This is a genomic window from Klenkia soli (assembly GCF_900103975.1).
GTDB classification, from domain to species: Bacteria; Actinomycetota; Actinomycetes; order Mycobacteriales; family Geodermatophilaceae; genus Klenkia; species Klenkia soli.
This window is the reverse complement of sequence record NZ_FNIR01000007.1, coordinates 226,161-238,817: the sequence shown is the minus strand read 5'-3', so window position 1 is coordinate 238,817 and position 12,657 is coordinate 226,161. Positions and strand designations below refer to the sequence as shown.

Annotated in this window: 16 protein-coding genes; 10 read left to right on the top strand and 6 right to left on the bottom strand. The window is 77.5% G+C overall.

Translation table 11 applies throughout. The annotated features are described in order from the left end of the window. Nucleotides 1-9 precede the first annotated feature (9 nt). From BLS67_RS12870 to BLS67_RS12860, 3 genes are read right to left on the bottom strand one after another with little or no spacing between them, the layout of a single operon-like run. Nucleotides 10-1,473 carry a peptide MFS transporter gene (locus BLS67_RS12870; protein ID WP_091245609.1) on the bottom strand — a complete coding sequence of 488 codons (1,464 nt, stop codon included), beginning with the start codon at nucleotides 1,471-1,473 and terminating at the stop codon, nucleotides 10-12. Further along, a complete protein-coding gene (locus BLS67_RS12865; protein ID WP_091245607.1) occupies nucleotides 1,470-2,168 on the bottom strand; it encodes a class I SAM-dependent DNA methyltransferase in 699 nt (232 codons plus the stop codon). Before BLS67_RS12865 ends, BLS67_RS12870 begins: the two co-directional genes overlap by 4 nt. After that, nucleotides 2,165-2,872: a maleylpyruvate isomerase family mycothiol-dependent enzyme gene (locus BLS67_RS12860; RefSeq protein WP_165617571.1), complete on the bottom strand. Its 708-nt coding sequence runs from the start codon at nucleotides 2,870-2,872 to the stop codon at nucleotides 2,165-2,167. Before BLS67_RS12860 ends, BLS67_RS12865 begins: the two co-directional genes overlap by 4 nt. A gap of 201 nt (nucleotides 2,873-3,073) precedes the next feature. On the opposite strand from BLS67_RS12860, the gene BLS67_RS12855 reads away from it, so the two are divergent. The 6 genes from BLS67_RS12855 (at nucleotide 3,074) to BLS67_RS12830 (ending at nucleotide 6,983) form a co-directional block, all read left to right on the top strand. Then, nucleotides 3,074-3,382, top strand: coding sequence for a DUF6504 family protein (locus BLS67_RS12855; protein ID WP_091245815.1), 309 nt, complete (start codon nucleotides 3,074-3,076; stop codon nucleotides 3,380-3,382). Then, the gene (locus tag BLS67_RS12850; protein ID WP_091245600.1) at nucleotides 3,382-3,861 is read left to right on the top strand and encodes an SAV_6107 family HEPN domain-containing protein; all 480 of its coding nucleotides are present in this window, start codon (nucleotides 3,382-3,384) and stop codon (nucleotides 3,859-3,861) included. The genes BLS67_RS12855 and BLS67_RS12850 overlap by 1 nt, the downstream gene beginning before the upstream one ends. A 68-nt stretch (nucleotides 3,862-3,929) precedes the next feature. Beyond that, nucleotides 3,930-4,679, top strand: a complete 750-nt coding sequence (locus BLS67_RS12845; RefSeq protein WP_242654051.1) for a class I SAM-dependent methyltransferase — start codon at nucleotides 3,930-3,932, stop codon at nucleotides 4,677-4,679. A 35-nt stretch (nucleotides 4,680-4,714) separates the two neighbouring features. After that, nucleotides 4,715-5,482, top strand: coding sequence for a methyltransferase domain-containing protein (locus tag BLS67_RS12840; protein ID WP_207500534.1), 768 nt, complete (start codon nucleotides 4,715-4,717; stop codon nucleotides 5,480-5,482). Then, a complete protein-coding gene (locus BLS67_RS12835; RefSeq protein ID WP_091245597.1) occupies nucleotides 5,479-6,627 on the top strand; it encodes an alkaline phosphatase family protein in 1,149 nt (382 codons plus the stop codon). The genes BLS67_RS12840 and BLS67_RS12835 overlap by 4 nt, the downstream gene beginning before the upstream one ends. Next, nucleotides 6,624-6,983: a hypothetical protein gene (locus tag BLS67_RS12830; RefSeq protein ID WP_091245595.1), complete on the top strand. Its 360-nt coding sequence runs from the start codon at nucleotides 6,624-6,626 to the stop codon at nucleotides 6,981-6,983. Before BLS67_RS12835 ends, BLS67_RS12830 begins: the two co-directional genes overlap by 4 nt. Here BLS67_RS12830 and BLS67_RS12825 read toward each other — a convergent pair. The 3 genes from BLS67_RS12825 to BLS67_RS12815 all read right to left on the bottom strand — a co-directional run bounded on the left by BLS67_RS12825 (nucleotide 6,980) and on the right by BLS67_RS12815 (nucleotide 9,469). After that, entirely contained in the window at nucleotides 6,980-7,933 is a 954-nt protein-coding gene (locus tag BLS67_RS12825; RefSeq protein ID WP_242654050.1) for a sucrase ferredoxin, read from the bottom strand. The two genes, BLS67_RS12830 and BLS67_RS12825, sit on opposite strands and share 4 nt — an antisense overlap. Beyond that, nucleotides 7,911-9,149, bottom strand: a complete 1,239-nt coding sequence (locus tag BLS67_RS12820) for a cupin domain-containing protein (protein WP_242654049.1) — start codon at nucleotides 9,147-9,149, stop codon at nucleotides 7,911-7,913. Before BLS67_RS12820 ends, BLS67_RS12825 begins: the two co-directional genes overlap by 23 nt. Before the next feature lie 68 nt (nucleotides 9,150-9,217). Next, nucleotides 9,218-9,469: a hypothetical protein gene (locus tag BLS67_RS12815; protein ID WP_091245591.1), complete on the bottom strand. Its 252-nt coding sequence runs from the start codon at nucleotides 9,467-9,469 to the stop codon at nucleotides 9,218-9,220. Nucleotides 9,470-9,590: 121 nt separating this feature from the next. Between BLS67_RS12815 and BLS67_RS12810 the strand changes: the two genes are divergently transcribed. The 4 genes from BLS67_RS12810 to BLS67_RS12795 are packed head-to-tail and all read left to right on the top strand — an operon-like array spanning nucleotide 9,591 to nucleotide 12,617. Then, nucleotides 9,591-10,577, top strand: coding sequence for an acyl-CoA dehydrogenase family protein (locus BLS67_RS12810; protein WP_091245589.1), 987 nt, complete (start codon nucleotides 9,591-9,593; stop codon nucleotides 10,575-10,577). Continuing rightward, on the top strand, nucleotides 10,574-11,302 hold the full coding sequence (locus tag BLS67_RS12805) for a PIG-L deacetylase family protein (RefSeq protein ID WP_091245586.1): 729 nt from the start codon (nucleotides 10,574-10,576) through the stop codon (nucleotides 11,300-11,302). Before BLS67_RS12810 ends, BLS67_RS12805 begins: the two co-directional genes overlap by 4 nt. Then, entirely contained in the window at nucleotides 11,299-11,904 is a 606-nt protein-coding gene (locus tag BLS67_RS12800; RefSeq protein ID WP_091245585.1) for an SAM-dependent methyltransferase, read from the top strand. Before BLS67_RS12805 ends, BLS67_RS12800 begins: the two co-directional genes overlap by 4 nt. After that, nucleotides 11,901-12,617 (top strand): glycosyltransferase, encoded by a 717-nt coding sequence (locus BLS67_RS12795; protein WP_207500533.1) that lies wholly within the window; start codon nucleotides 11,901-11,903, stop codon nucleotides 12,615-12,617. The genes BLS67_RS12800 and BLS67_RS12795 overlap by 4 nt, the downstream gene beginning before the upstream one ends. The last annotated feature ends 40 nt before the right edge of the window (nucleotides 12,618-12,657 follow it).

Below are 12,657 nucleotides of genomic sequence, written 5' to 3'. Positions count from 1 at the left end.
GCGGCAGACTCATCGGACCCCGGACATCAACCTCCGGATGAACGGGGTGGCCAGCGCCAGCACCAGGCCGAGCACGACGGCGATCCCGCCCAGCGTGCCGAAGTAGGCGACCTGGGTGTCCGGGTCGTACTTCCCGGCGAACACCCCGGCCAGCGAGGTGCCGATCGCGGTGGACAGGAACCACAGCGCCACCATCTGGGTGCGGTAGGCGGCCGGTGCGAGCTTCGTCGACAGCGACAGGCCGACCGGCGAGAGCAGCAGCTCGGCCACGGTGAACACCAGCAGGACGCCGACCAGGCCCAGCAGCGGGGCACCCCCCGGGCCGGAGCCGGCCATCGGCAGGAAGAGCAGGAACGCGAGCCCCATGATCGCCGTGCCGGCCGCGAACTTGACCGGGGTGGAGGGCTGCCGCGGGCCGAGCCGGGTCCAGAGCGCGGCGAAGACGCCGGACAGCAGGATGATGAAGACCGGGTTGATCGACTGCACCCAGGACGCCGGCACCGTCCAGCCGAACAGGTCGCGGTCGAGCTGGCTGTCGGCGTAGAGGGCGACCACGGTCGACTGCTGCTGGTAGAGCGACCAGAACGCCACGCTGGCCACGAACATCGGGATGAAGGCCAGCACCCGCCGGCGCTCGGTGCGGTCGATGCGGGCGCTGCGCAGCAGCTGGGCGAAGTAGCCGATCGACACCACCACGCAGACCCAGACCACGATCGTGGCCAGCCGCTCGGCGCGGATGACCCCGGTCAGGGCCAGCCCGACCAGCAGCAGCACGCCGACGGCCGCGCCGCTGATCCACCGCGCGCGCTCGGCCGCGGGCAGCGGGGACGGGACCTCGCGCCCGGTGCCCTCGAGCCCACGCCGGCCGACGGCGTACTGCACCAGCCCCGCCGCCATGCCGACCGCGGCGAGCCCGAACCCGAGGTGGAAGCCGACGGTGGACTGCGCCAGGCCCGTCAGGAGCGGGCCGGCCAGGGCGCCGACGTTGATGCCCAGGTAGAAGACGGAGAACCCGGCGTCGCGGCGGACGTCGTCGGCGCTGTAGAGCAGCCCCACCAGGGTGGTCGCGGTGGCCTTGACGCCACCGCTGCCCAGGGCGATGAGCACCAGGCCGACGCCGACCCCGGCCAGCCCGGGGACCAGCGACAGCGCGACGTGCCCGGCCATGACGACCACGGCCGACCAGAACAGCACCCGCTCGGGGCCCAGCAGCCGGTCGGCGACCCAGCCGCCGACGATCGTGGACAGGTAGACGGTGCCGCCGTAGGCGCCCACGATGCTGGCCGCCGTCGAGGTGGTGATGCCCAACCCGCCGTCGGCGACGGAGTAGGAGAGGTAGTACAGCAGGATCGCCTGCATGCCGTAGAAGCTGAACCGCTCCCACATCTCCACGCCGAACAGGTGCACCAGGCCGCGCGGCTGGCCCAGGAAGGTCTTCTCGGCCGGGGCGGCCGCGGTCTTGGCGGTTGTCACGGGCAACGACTGTCCCCCTCGGGGGCCGGTTCCGCACGCCGAGGCGCGGCCCGGGCCAGCAGTGCGGTCTGCGGGGTGGTCTCGCGGCGGGACGGCGGCCGGTCCCACCGGTCGACCAGTTCGAAGCCGGCGGCCCGCAGCTGGTCGGTGAGGTCGGCGGGGTCCAGTCGCCAGACGTCCAGCCGCACCGGGTGCCCGTAGGCCGAGGTGCGGCGCAGGTGGTCGGTGCCGACCTGGAAGGCGGTCAGCAGCAGACCGCCGGGGGCGAGCACCCGGTGCAGGTCGGCCAGCGCGTCTGCCCGGCCGGCCCGGTCGAGGTGGATGAGCGAGTACCAGGCCAGGGCTCCGGCCAGGCCGGCGTCGGGCTCGGGCAGGTCGGTCAGCGAGCCGACGACGAACCGCAACGACGGGTGCGTGCGCCGGGCGATCGCCACCATCCGGGGCGACAGGTCCAGGCCACGGGCGTCCAGGCCGAGGCCGGCCAGGTGGGCGGTGATGCGGCCGGGCCCGCACCCGGCGTCCAGCACCGGCCCGGGCGGCATGGCCTCGGCGAAGGCGGCGAGCACCGCGCGGTCCCACGGCGCCCCCGCCAGGTCGTCGGCCAGCAGCCGGGCGTAGGCCCCGGCGACGGCGTCGTAGGCCTGCCGGGTGCGGGCCTCGAGGTCGGCCGGGGTGCGGGGGGCTCGCCCGGTCACGGGGTGAGCGGGCGGTCGAGCACCGCCGCGACGGCGCTGCGGTCACCGCGGATCTCCACCCGGTCGTCGGAGGGGGTGATCCGACGCCACAGGAGGAGGAGCAGCGCCTCGGCCGGCCCGGCGACCGTGCCGACGGGGGCGGCCGCGAGGTCGCCGGTACCGACCGGCAGCACGGCACCGGACTCGGCGGGCGTCAGGTGCACCACGTCGTCGGTCGCGGTGACCCGGCCGAGGCGGACCTGGCGCGGCAGGAACAGGCCCAGCACCTCGTCGACCCCGTCGAGGGCGACCGGGGCCGGGATGGCGGCCGGCTCGCCGAGGGCGCTCGTGGCGTCGTGGTGGTGCAGCGTCACCTCGTGCGCCTGGCGCCGCGACCAGGAGGCCGCGGTGCGGTCGGTGCGGTCGAGGGTCCAGCAGGGGGTGGTGGGCGGGGTGGTGCGCAGCGCCTCCAGCAGCAACCCGGCCGCGTCCGCGTAGAAGGCGGGGACGGCGGCGTCGTCGGCCGGGCCGGGCTGCTCGTCGGGGGCCCGGTCGCCGCGCAGCGCCTCGCGGGCCCACAGGTGGACCGACCCGGTGTGCCGGCCCAGGTCGGCCAGCGACCAGCCCGGGCAGGACGGCACCGGCGCCGCGAGGTCGGCCGAGGCCAGGAGCTCGGCGAGGGACGCGGTGCCGTGCTGCAGCAGGGCGAGGTGGTCGAGGGTCACGCAGGCACCGTAGGGCGGGGGACCGACGGGACGGGGCGGAAGTGTCGGTGGTCGGTGGTCTGCTCCTCGTGTGCAGGGGAACAGGTGTTCGGGTGTCGCCTTGACGGCGGGGTGCGGGCGTGGTGTTCTCGACGTGTTCGAACGTGCGTTCGAACGGCCGGTGGGGTCGCCGGTCGCGGGACGGGGAGTGCGGAGGCCGTGGTGAGCGGAGTGCTGGTGGGCACGGACGAGCGGACCGAGGAGCAGGTGCGGGTCGAGCGGGGGCCCGGTGGTCCGATCCGGTTCTGGCGGGGTCAGGGTCGCTACGAGGTGGGCGAGCTGATCGACCACCGGGTCGAGCCCGACCCGTGGTGGCGCGGCGCGGCCGCGGGCGCCCCGGTGGCCCAGCGCCACGTGTGGCGGATCGAGGCGGTGCGCGCGGGTCGGTCCCGGAGCACCTTCGCCGGGGTGTTCGACCTGTCGTGGGAGCCGGCCGGCGACCGGTGGCTGCTGGTCCGGGTGCACGACTGATGGGCGCCGTCCGGGTCCTCTCGCCCGCCCAGCTCGAGCTCACCCCGCCGTTGCCACCGGCGGCGTCGCAGCTGCTCGGGCAGGCCCACCGCGGGCTGGCCGAGGCGGCGGCCTGCCGCGATGCCGGGTGGCGCTACGCGACTGCGCACCTGGCGGCGCTGCGGGGGGCCGCCGCCGTCCTGGCCGCCCGCACCCGGCCCGAGTCCGGCCGCCGTCGCCCGCGCAGCGCCTGGGTGCTCATCGGCCAGGTCGCCCCCGAGCTGGGGGAGTGGGCCGCCTTCTTCGCCGCCGGGGCGGCCAAGCGGGCGGCCGCCGAGGCGGGGCTGTCCTCCGCGGTCACCGAACGGGAGGCCGACGACCTGGTCCGTGACGCCACGGCGTTCCTGGCGGTCGTCGAGACCACCCTGGGTCGGCCGGTCTCGGCCGAGGCGGCCCGGCCGGCACCGCCGGCGCGGGTGTCACCCCTGCGGTCGGTGTGAGCGGCCGGCGCTTTGCCGGATCGGCACGGATGCTTGCCCACCTGCCGGGCCTGACCGAGAGTCGTGGCATGGCGACGCAGCACCCCCACGACCACGACCACGGCACCGACCAGCACGGCGGGCACGAGCGCGGCGCCCACCAGCACGGGGACGCCGGGCAGATGGCGGCCTGGCAGGAGACCGACCCGGCTGAGTGGTTCACCGAGAGCTTCTGGGACGACCGCTACCGCGAACGGCCGATCTGGTCGGGCAACGCCAACCAGCGGCTGGTCGAGGCGGCCGCCGAGCTGACCCCCGGCCGGGCGCTGGACGTCGGCTGCGGCGAGGGCGGCGACGCCATCTGGTTGGCCTCCCGCGGGTGGCAGGTCACCGCCTCCGACGTCTCGCCGGTGGCGTTGGACCGGGCGCGCCAGGCCGCCGGGTCCGCGGGGGTGGGCGAGGCCATCACCTGGGAGCAGGCCGACGGCCGCAGCGACTGGACCCCGCCGGCCGGCGCCTACGACCTGGTCACCGCCTCCTTCCTGCAGTTCCCGCGGCCCGAGCTGGGCGCCTTCCACCGCAAGCTCGCCGGCGCGGTGGCCCCCGGCGGCACCCTGCTGATCACCGCGCACCACGCCGACAGCCACGCCGGCGAGGGCACCCCGTTCACCGCCGACCTCTTCGCCACCGCCCAGGAGATGGCCGATGGTCTGGCACTCGACGACACCTGGGAGGTCAGCGCCACCGACCCCACCCGCGAGGCGGTCTTCCCGCCCGGCCCCGAGGGCCAGCTGATGAGCGTCCGCGACGCCGTCCTGCGGGCGGTACGCCGGGGCTGACGCGTCCGCGGCGGGTGCCGTCTAGGGTCGCGAGGGTGCCCCAGCCCGAGAACCCGCCCGCCGCGCCGGCCGGCCTCGCCGAGCCCCCGGTCCGAGCCGCCGCGGTCTGGGCCGCGCTCGACCCGCTGGTCGGCGGTGGCCCGCTGCAGGTGCTCGACGTGGGCGGTGGGGCCGGGGTGTTCGCGGTCCCGCTGGCCCAGCTGGGCCACACGGTCACCGTCGTCGACACCTCGGCCGACGCCCTGGCGACCCTCCGTCGTCGCGCGGACCTCGCCGGTGTCGCCGGGCGGGTGCACGGCGTGCAGGGCGACGCCGACCAGCTCGGCTCCGTCCGGGGCCCGGATGCCGGCTACGACCTCGCGCTCGTGCACGCCGTCCTCGAGGTCGTCGACGACCCGGCCACCACGCTGGCCGGCATCACCGCGGCCCTGCGCCCCGGTGGTCGGTTGAGCGTCACCGCGGCCAACCGGGCCGGGGCGGTGCTCGCCCGGGCGCTGGGCGGCCACCCGGTCGAGGCGCGGGCGCTGCTCGACGACCGCGACCCCGCCCCGGCCCGCTCGCGCACCCGGGCAGCCCGCCGTCGGTTCAGCCCCGACGAGCTGCTGGCGCTGGTGCACGGGGCCGGGCTGGAGGCGGGGGAGTGGCGCGGGGTGTCCGTCGTGGCCGACCTGCTCGAGTCCAGCTCGGGTGCCGACCCCGAGGCCCTCCGTCGCCTCGAGCTGGAGCTGGCCGGCGTCTCGCCCTACCGCGACGTCGCGACCGGCCTGCACGTGATCGCCACCCGGGGCGCCGGTCAGCCGTGACCCTGCCGGCCGACCTGCACCGTCCCGCCTACGGCACCGCCACCCTCGCCGACGTCCTGCCGTCGGTGGCGTCCTGCCTGGGCGTGGGCGGGCCCGACCCGCTCGGCCTCACCGACGTGCTGCGCGGCGCGCGGCGGGTCGCCGTGCTGCTCGTCGACGGGCTCGGCGCCGACCTCGTGCGGGCCCACCCCGACCTGGCGCCCACGCTAACGGCGTTGGCCGGCCCGCTCGGTGACCTGCAGGCGCCCTGCCCGAGCACCACCCCGGTGAGCCTGACCAGCCTGGGCACCGGTCTCCCGCCCGGCAGCCACGGCGTGCTCGGCTTCGTCACCGACGTGCCCGGGCAGGACCGCGCGCTGACCCACACCCAGTGGACCGACGACCCCGACCCCGCCACCTGGCAGGCCCGCCCCACCGTCTTCCAGCAGCTGGCCGCCGCCGACGTCCCGGCCGCCGTCGTCGGGCCCTACGCCTACGCCGGCTCCGGGCTGACCCGGGCCGCCTACCGCGGCGCCCGCTACGCCCCCGCGGTGAGCCCCGGCGACCTCGCCGCGGCCCTCGGCCAGGCCCTGACCGCCCACGACCGCGCGCTCGTCTACGGCTACCACGCCGAGCTCGACCTCACCGGCCACGTCCGCGGGGTCGACTCCCCGAGCTGGCGGCAGCAGCTGGCCCACGTCGACCTGATGGTCGCCCAGGTCCTCGACGGCCTGCCCGACGACGCGGCCCTGCTGGTGACCGCCGACCACGGCATGCTCGACGTCCCGGCCGACACCCGGGTCGACGTCGACGCCACCCCGGCGCTGGGCGCCGGGGTGCGCCTGCTCGCCGGTGAACCGCGGGCCCGCTACGTGCACGCCGTCGACGGTGCCGCCGGCGACGTCCTCGCCGCCTGGCGCGCCGAGCTCGGCGACCGGGCCTGGGTGGTCGGCCGTGACGAGGCGATCGCCAGCGGCGTCTTCGGCCCGGTCGACGACGACCTGGCCGCCCGCATCGGCGACGTCGTCGCCCTGGCCCGCGGCACGTGGGCCGTCACCGCCACCCAGCAGGAGAAGGTGCCCTCGATGCTCGCGGCCTACCACGGCTCGCTCACCGCCACCGAGCTGGCGATCCCGCTGCTGGTCGCCCGGGGGAGCGCGCTGTGAGCGGCCCGACCCTGACGGTGTGCCGCGGCTGCTGCTGCGGCCGGGTGGAGAAGCACCCCGGGACCGACCACCGCGCCCAGCTGACCGCCCTCCAGCGCGGCACCGCGCGGGTGCGGGTGGTCGACTGCCTGGACGCGTGCGAGCGGTCCAACGTCGTCGTGGTCAGCCCCAGCCCGGCCGGCCGCGCCGCGGGCGCCCGGCCCGTCTGGCTGGGTGGGGTCCTCGACGAGGAGACGACGGCCGACGTGCTGCGCTGGGTCGCCGACGGCGGCCCGGGCATCGCCGAGCCACCGGACTTCCTGGACCTGCAGATCTTCTCGCCGTCCCGCCGGGTGCGGGCCGAGGCCGAGCTCTAGGAGGTCACCGAGACCGGGTGCCAGGTCCGGAACCGGCCCGGTCGCAGCGCGGCGCAGGTGAGCTGCCGGGCCTCGCCGGACAGCCGGCTGTCCAGCACGACCCGGACCTCGCCGACCGGTCCGGTCAGCGTCACCGTCCAGCGCTGCGAACCGTCCGGGGCGGCCTCGTCGGCCCGCGCCCCGGTGACCGGGAGGTCGGCCACCCCGACCAGACCCAGCTCGACCCGGGCGAACTGCTGGGCGGCCTGCGCCGGCGGGGTCAGCCCGGCCCGGCCGCGCAGGCCGGGCAGCAGCACCTCGCCGCGGCCGTGCGCCTCGACCAGCCCGCCGCCGTCCTCGGGCACCTGGCCGTAGAGGTGGCCGGTGGGCAGCACGAGCACGTTGGCGGCGAACCGGTCGCCGCCCAGGTGGCTGGTCTCCCAGACGTCCCCGGCCAGGGTGCGGGCCAGCGGCCGGCCGCGGACCGCGCAGCAGGCGTCGTGCCCGCCGTGGGTGCAGACCAGGAAGGTCGGGGCGTCGGACTCGATGCCGACCGACCCGTCCAGGGGGACGTCGAGCAGGTCGGCGTCCTGGTCGCGGGTGGACCAGCGGACCCACGGGGCGTGCACGTCGGCCACGGCCCACCGCCCGCGGGAGTCCGACAACCGCTCGCCGGGGCGACGGACCATCTGGATCCGCAGCCCCGCCGCGCGGGCGCGCTCGGCCAGCCGGGGGGCGACCTCGGCGTCGAACCGGGACTGCAGCAACGCGTCGCGGCCCCACGGCCCGGGCTGCTCGACCAGCAACCAGCGTCGGGCCGGGGGAGCCGTCGCGATCGGGGAGTCGCCGGCGACCAGCGCCTGCACCGAGCACCGGCCCTCGTCCAGCCGGCCCGCCGGGTAGGTGCGCGGGTCGGCGTCCTGGCAGTAGGGGTCTGCCGGTGCCGCGTCAGGCACCTGTTCCGCGCTCATCCCCTCCATGGTGCACAGCTCGCGCGTCCGGGACCACCGCCACCGACTCCACCACCAGTCGCCGGGCCAGCTCGTGCTGCTCGTCGGCCGGGAGACCGGGCAGGTCGCCGACCTTCAGCTCGCCGGCGGCCAGCAACCCGGCCAGGGCCGGCCGCTGGGCGGCCGGGAACGTGCGGTGCTGGCGGCCGGTCACGAGCACGACCTCGTCGCCGACGGCGTCGCGGAGCTGCACCCGCAGCCGGGGCCGCAGGCGGAGCACGGTGTCGGCGGTGAGGGCGGCCGCGGCGGCCGACTGCGCGAGGGGGGCCACCGGCTCGGGGCGGACCTGGGCCCAGGTGCGTGACCTCAGCCGGTCGGCCACCGCGGCCGGGTCGACCCGGTCCAGGGCCGCGTGCAGCCCGGCCAGGACGGCGGCGACGTCGTCGGCGGTCGTGCCCGGTGCCGAGAGGTCGACCCCCAGCGGCAGCGATGCGCGCAGGGCGGGGTCGTCGGTGGCCAGGGTGCGGACGAGGTCGAGCGCGGACTCGACGGCGCCCCACCGGGTCACGTTGTGCACGCCGATGGTCAGGTGGGCGCTGATCTCGCCCAGCGCCACCGCCGAGTGCAGGTAGCCGCGCGGCAGGTAGAGGGCGTCGCCGGGCCGGAGCACGGCGTCGACGACCGGGGTCTGCGCGGCGCGCTCGGCGACGGCGTCGGCCCGGTCGCCCCACGGCTGGGTGCGCAGCGGGTCGGTGAGCACCGGCTCGTGGATCGTCCAGTGCTTCTCGCCGGCCACCTGCAGCACGAACACGTCGTGGACGTCGTAGTGCGGGGAGAACCCGCGCGAGGACGGCGGGGTGATGTAGGCGTTGACCTGGGTGGGGTGGCCGAGGTCGGCGGCCAGGGCGTCGGCGAAGGCGATGAGCGGCGGCCACAGCCGGTGCAGGCCCTGCAGCACGACGGTGGAGCCCTCGCTGAACAGCCGGAGCACGGAGTCCGAGGACACCTGGTCGGCCACCTCGGCGCCGGCGCCGCCGGAGCCGGTGAAGCGCTTGGGGTCGACGACGGCGCCGTCCTTGGCGATCCGCAGGAACGGGGTGCGCAGGCCGCGGACGGAGAGCAGGTCGTCGACGTCGGCCAGGGTGAGCAGGTCGGAGAAGTCCTGCCCCAGCTCGGCAGCGCTGGTCAGGAGGGGTCGGCGCGACCAGTACGCCGCGGCGAAGACCTCCGGGTCCACGCCGATGCAGCGCCGCAGGGCCGGGCGGAGAGCTTCCTCCGCCCGGCCCTGCGTGGTCGGGGTCGGCGTCAGGCCGACCCGTCCGCGCCGCCGTCGCTCTGGCCCGGGGTGCCCTCGCCGGCGCCGCTGTCCGCGGGGCCCTCGGCGCCGCCGTCGGCACCGCCGTCGTGCTGGCCGGGGGTACCCGAACCGGCACCGCTGTCCGCGGGGCCCTCGGCGCCGCCGTCGGCACCGCCGTCGTGCTGGCCCGGGGTGCCCTCACCGGCACCGCTGTCGGCGGGACCCTCGGTGCTGGTCATGTCGTCGTCGTCGAACGCCACGATTCCTCCATCAAGCTCGTCGTGCGACCGCCGGTCGGCGGTCCCGGGGGAGTCCTACCGCAGCGGTCGTCGCGCTACACATCCGGGTTGGGACCCCGCCGGGCACGGGTAGAGGACCCGGGTGACCGACCGCTGGACCGCCGAGGTCACCCGCACCGCTGCCGCCTTCGCCGACCTGGTCGACGACGGCTGGTCCCTCCCGCTCCCCGGGGGCGGTGACACGGCCCGCCGCTGGTCCGGGTTGTCCGCCCTGGGCGCCCAGGACCTGCCCCTGGCCCGGCTGGCCGAGGGCCACGCCGACGCCGTGGCGGTCCTGGCCGAGCTGGACGGCCCGGTCCCCGGCCCGGGCGAGCGGCTGGGGGTGTGGGCCGCCGAGCCACCGGACGGCCGGGTCGTGGCACGGTCGGTCGGCGGCTGGCGGCTGACCGGGACCAAGCGCTGGTGCTCCGGTGCCCGGGCGTGCACCTCGGCGCTGGTCACCGCGCACGCCGAGGACGGCCGCCGGCTCTTCCTCGTCGACCTGTCCGCCCCGGGGGTCGTCCCCCGACCCGGCAGCTGGCGCGCCGCAGGGATGGCCGGCAGCGACACCGTGGACGTCGAGCTGTGCGACGTCCCCGCCACCGCGGTCGGCGGCCCGCGCGCGTACCTGGACCGCCCCGGCTTCTGGCACGGCGGCATCGGCGTCGCCGCCGTCTGGGCCGGCGGGGCCCACGGGGTCGCCGCCGCGCTGGCCGAGGCCGTGGCGGCCGGCCCCGACCCCTACCGCGACGCCGCCTGGGGAGCGGTCGACGTCGCCCTGCACGCCGTGGACGCCGCGCTGGCCGTGGCGGCCGCCGAGGTGGACGCCGACCCGCTCGACGCCGCCGGGGTCGCCGCCACCCGGGCGCACCGGGTCCGCGGGCTGGCCGTCCGCACCGGGCTCGAGGTGCTGGCCACCACGGGCCGCGCCCTGGGCGCCGGCCCCGCCGCGCACGACGGCGCCCATGCCGCCCGCCGTGCCGACCTGGAGGTCTACCTGCGCCAGCACCACGGCGACCGGGACCTCGCGGCGCTGGCCGACGCCGTGCGGGCAGCGGCGCCGGCCGACGTCGTGCGGACCGGCCGGTGAGCGCGCCCGCCGCCGGGCACGGTCCCGGCGCGACCCCGGAGTCGGCCTGGGCCGGGTGGGCCCCGGACCTCCCGCAGTGGGTGCCCGACCCGACCTGGCGGCGGGTGGTCGTCTGCGCGGCGCACCCGGACGACGAGGTGCTCGGCGTCGGCGGCATCCTCGCGATGCTGGCCGGGGCCGGGGTGCAGCTGCACCTGGTCGCGGTCACCGACGGCGAGGCCAGCCACCCCGGCAACCCCGTGCTCGGCCCGGCCGCGCTGGCCGTGGCCCGGGTCGCCGAGCACGCCCGTGCCCTCGACGTCCTGGGTGCGGGGTCCACGACCTGCACCCGGCTCGGCCTGCCGGACTCCGCCGTCTCCGCCCACGAGGGCGACCTCGTCGTGGCGCTGGGTGCGCTGCTGGCGGGGGCGGACGCCGTCCTCGCGCCCTGGACCGGTGACGGCCACCCCGACCACGAGGCGGTGGGCCGGGCCGCTGTGGCCGCGGCCGGCGACGTCCCGGTCCTGCAGTTCCCGGTGTGGACCTGGCACTGGGCCGCACCCGGTGACCCGCGGGTGCCCTGGGACCGGGCGCGGGCGGTCCCGCTGCCGCCCTCCGTGCGGGCGGCCAAGCGGGCCGCCGTCGCGTGCTTCACCACCCAGGTCCAGCCGCTGGGCCCCGACCCGGCGATCCTGCCGCCGGAGTTCCTGGCCCACTTCGACCGCGACCACGAGGTGCTCTGGTGACCCTTCCCCCGTCCTACTTCGACGACCTCTACGCCGCCGCCGACGACCCCTGGTCGATGCGCAGCCGCTGGTACGAGCGACGCAAGTACGCCCTGACCACCGCGGTGCTGCCGCGCGAGCGGTACCCCGACGGGCTCGAGGTGGGCTGCTCGGTCGGCGAGCTGACCGCCGCCCTGGCCCCGCGCTGCGACCGGCTCACCGCCTGGGACGCCAGCGCCGCCGCCGTGGCGCGGGCCGCCCTGCGGAACCCCGGGGTCGCCGTCGCGCAGCGGTCGGTGCCCGGTGACCCGCTCCCCGAGGTCGACCTGCTCGTGCTGTCGGAGGTCCTCTACTACCTGTCGCCGGCCGACCTGGCTGCCGTCCTCGCCCAGGTGCGGACGGCGGTGCGCCCCGGCGGGACGCTGCTCGCGGTGCACTGGCGGCACCCCGTGGCCGACTACCCGCAGACCGGGGACGCCGTCCACGCCGCGCTGCGGTCGACGCTGGACTGGCCCCGGGTCGCCGTGCACGAGGAGCCCGACCTCCTCCTGGACTGCTGGGTGCGGGCACCCGCCGGTGACCCGCGGGCCGCGTCGGTCGCCGCGGGGGAGGACCTCTGGTGATCCCCTCGGTGATCGGCGTCGTCGTCCCGGCGCGGGACGAGGCCGGGGTGCTGCCGGCCTGCCTGGCCGCGATCAGCCGGGCCGCCCGGCACCCCGAGCTGGCCGGGGTCGCCGTCCGGGTGGTGGTCGTGGCCGACCGCTGCACCGACGGCACCGCCGCGCTGGCGGCCGCGGCCGGTGCCCTGGTGGTCGAGGCCCACGGGGAGACCGTCGGGGACGCCCGGCACGCCGGGGCGTCGGCCCTGCTGGCCGAGGCCGCCGAGGCCGGCACCCGACCGGCCCGGGTCTGGGTGGCGAGCACCGACGCCGACAGCAGGGTGCCCGCCGACTGGCTCGCCCTGCAGCGGGCGGCGGCCGAGTCCGGCGTGGACGCCGTCCTGGGGTTGGTCCGGGTCGAGGACTGGACCGGTCACCCGCCGCACGTGGCCGCCGCGTTCGCGCACGCCTACGACAGCTGGCGGGCAGCCGGTCCCGCCGCGCTGCACCCGCACGTGCACGGCGCCAACCTCGGCGTGCGGGGCGACGCCTACCTGGCCGTCGGCGGCTTCCCCCCGCTGGCGGTCTCCGAGGACGCCGCCCTGGTGGGGGCCCTGCTGCTGGCCGGCCGCACGGTGCTGCGGACACCGGCGGGCACCGTCGTCACCTCGGGCCGGCGCCGGCCCCGGGCGACGGGCGGGTTCGGGGCCGACCTCGACCGGTTGGCCGGCGACTGACCCGGTAGGGTGTCGAACACGTGTTCGACGACGAGGAGGT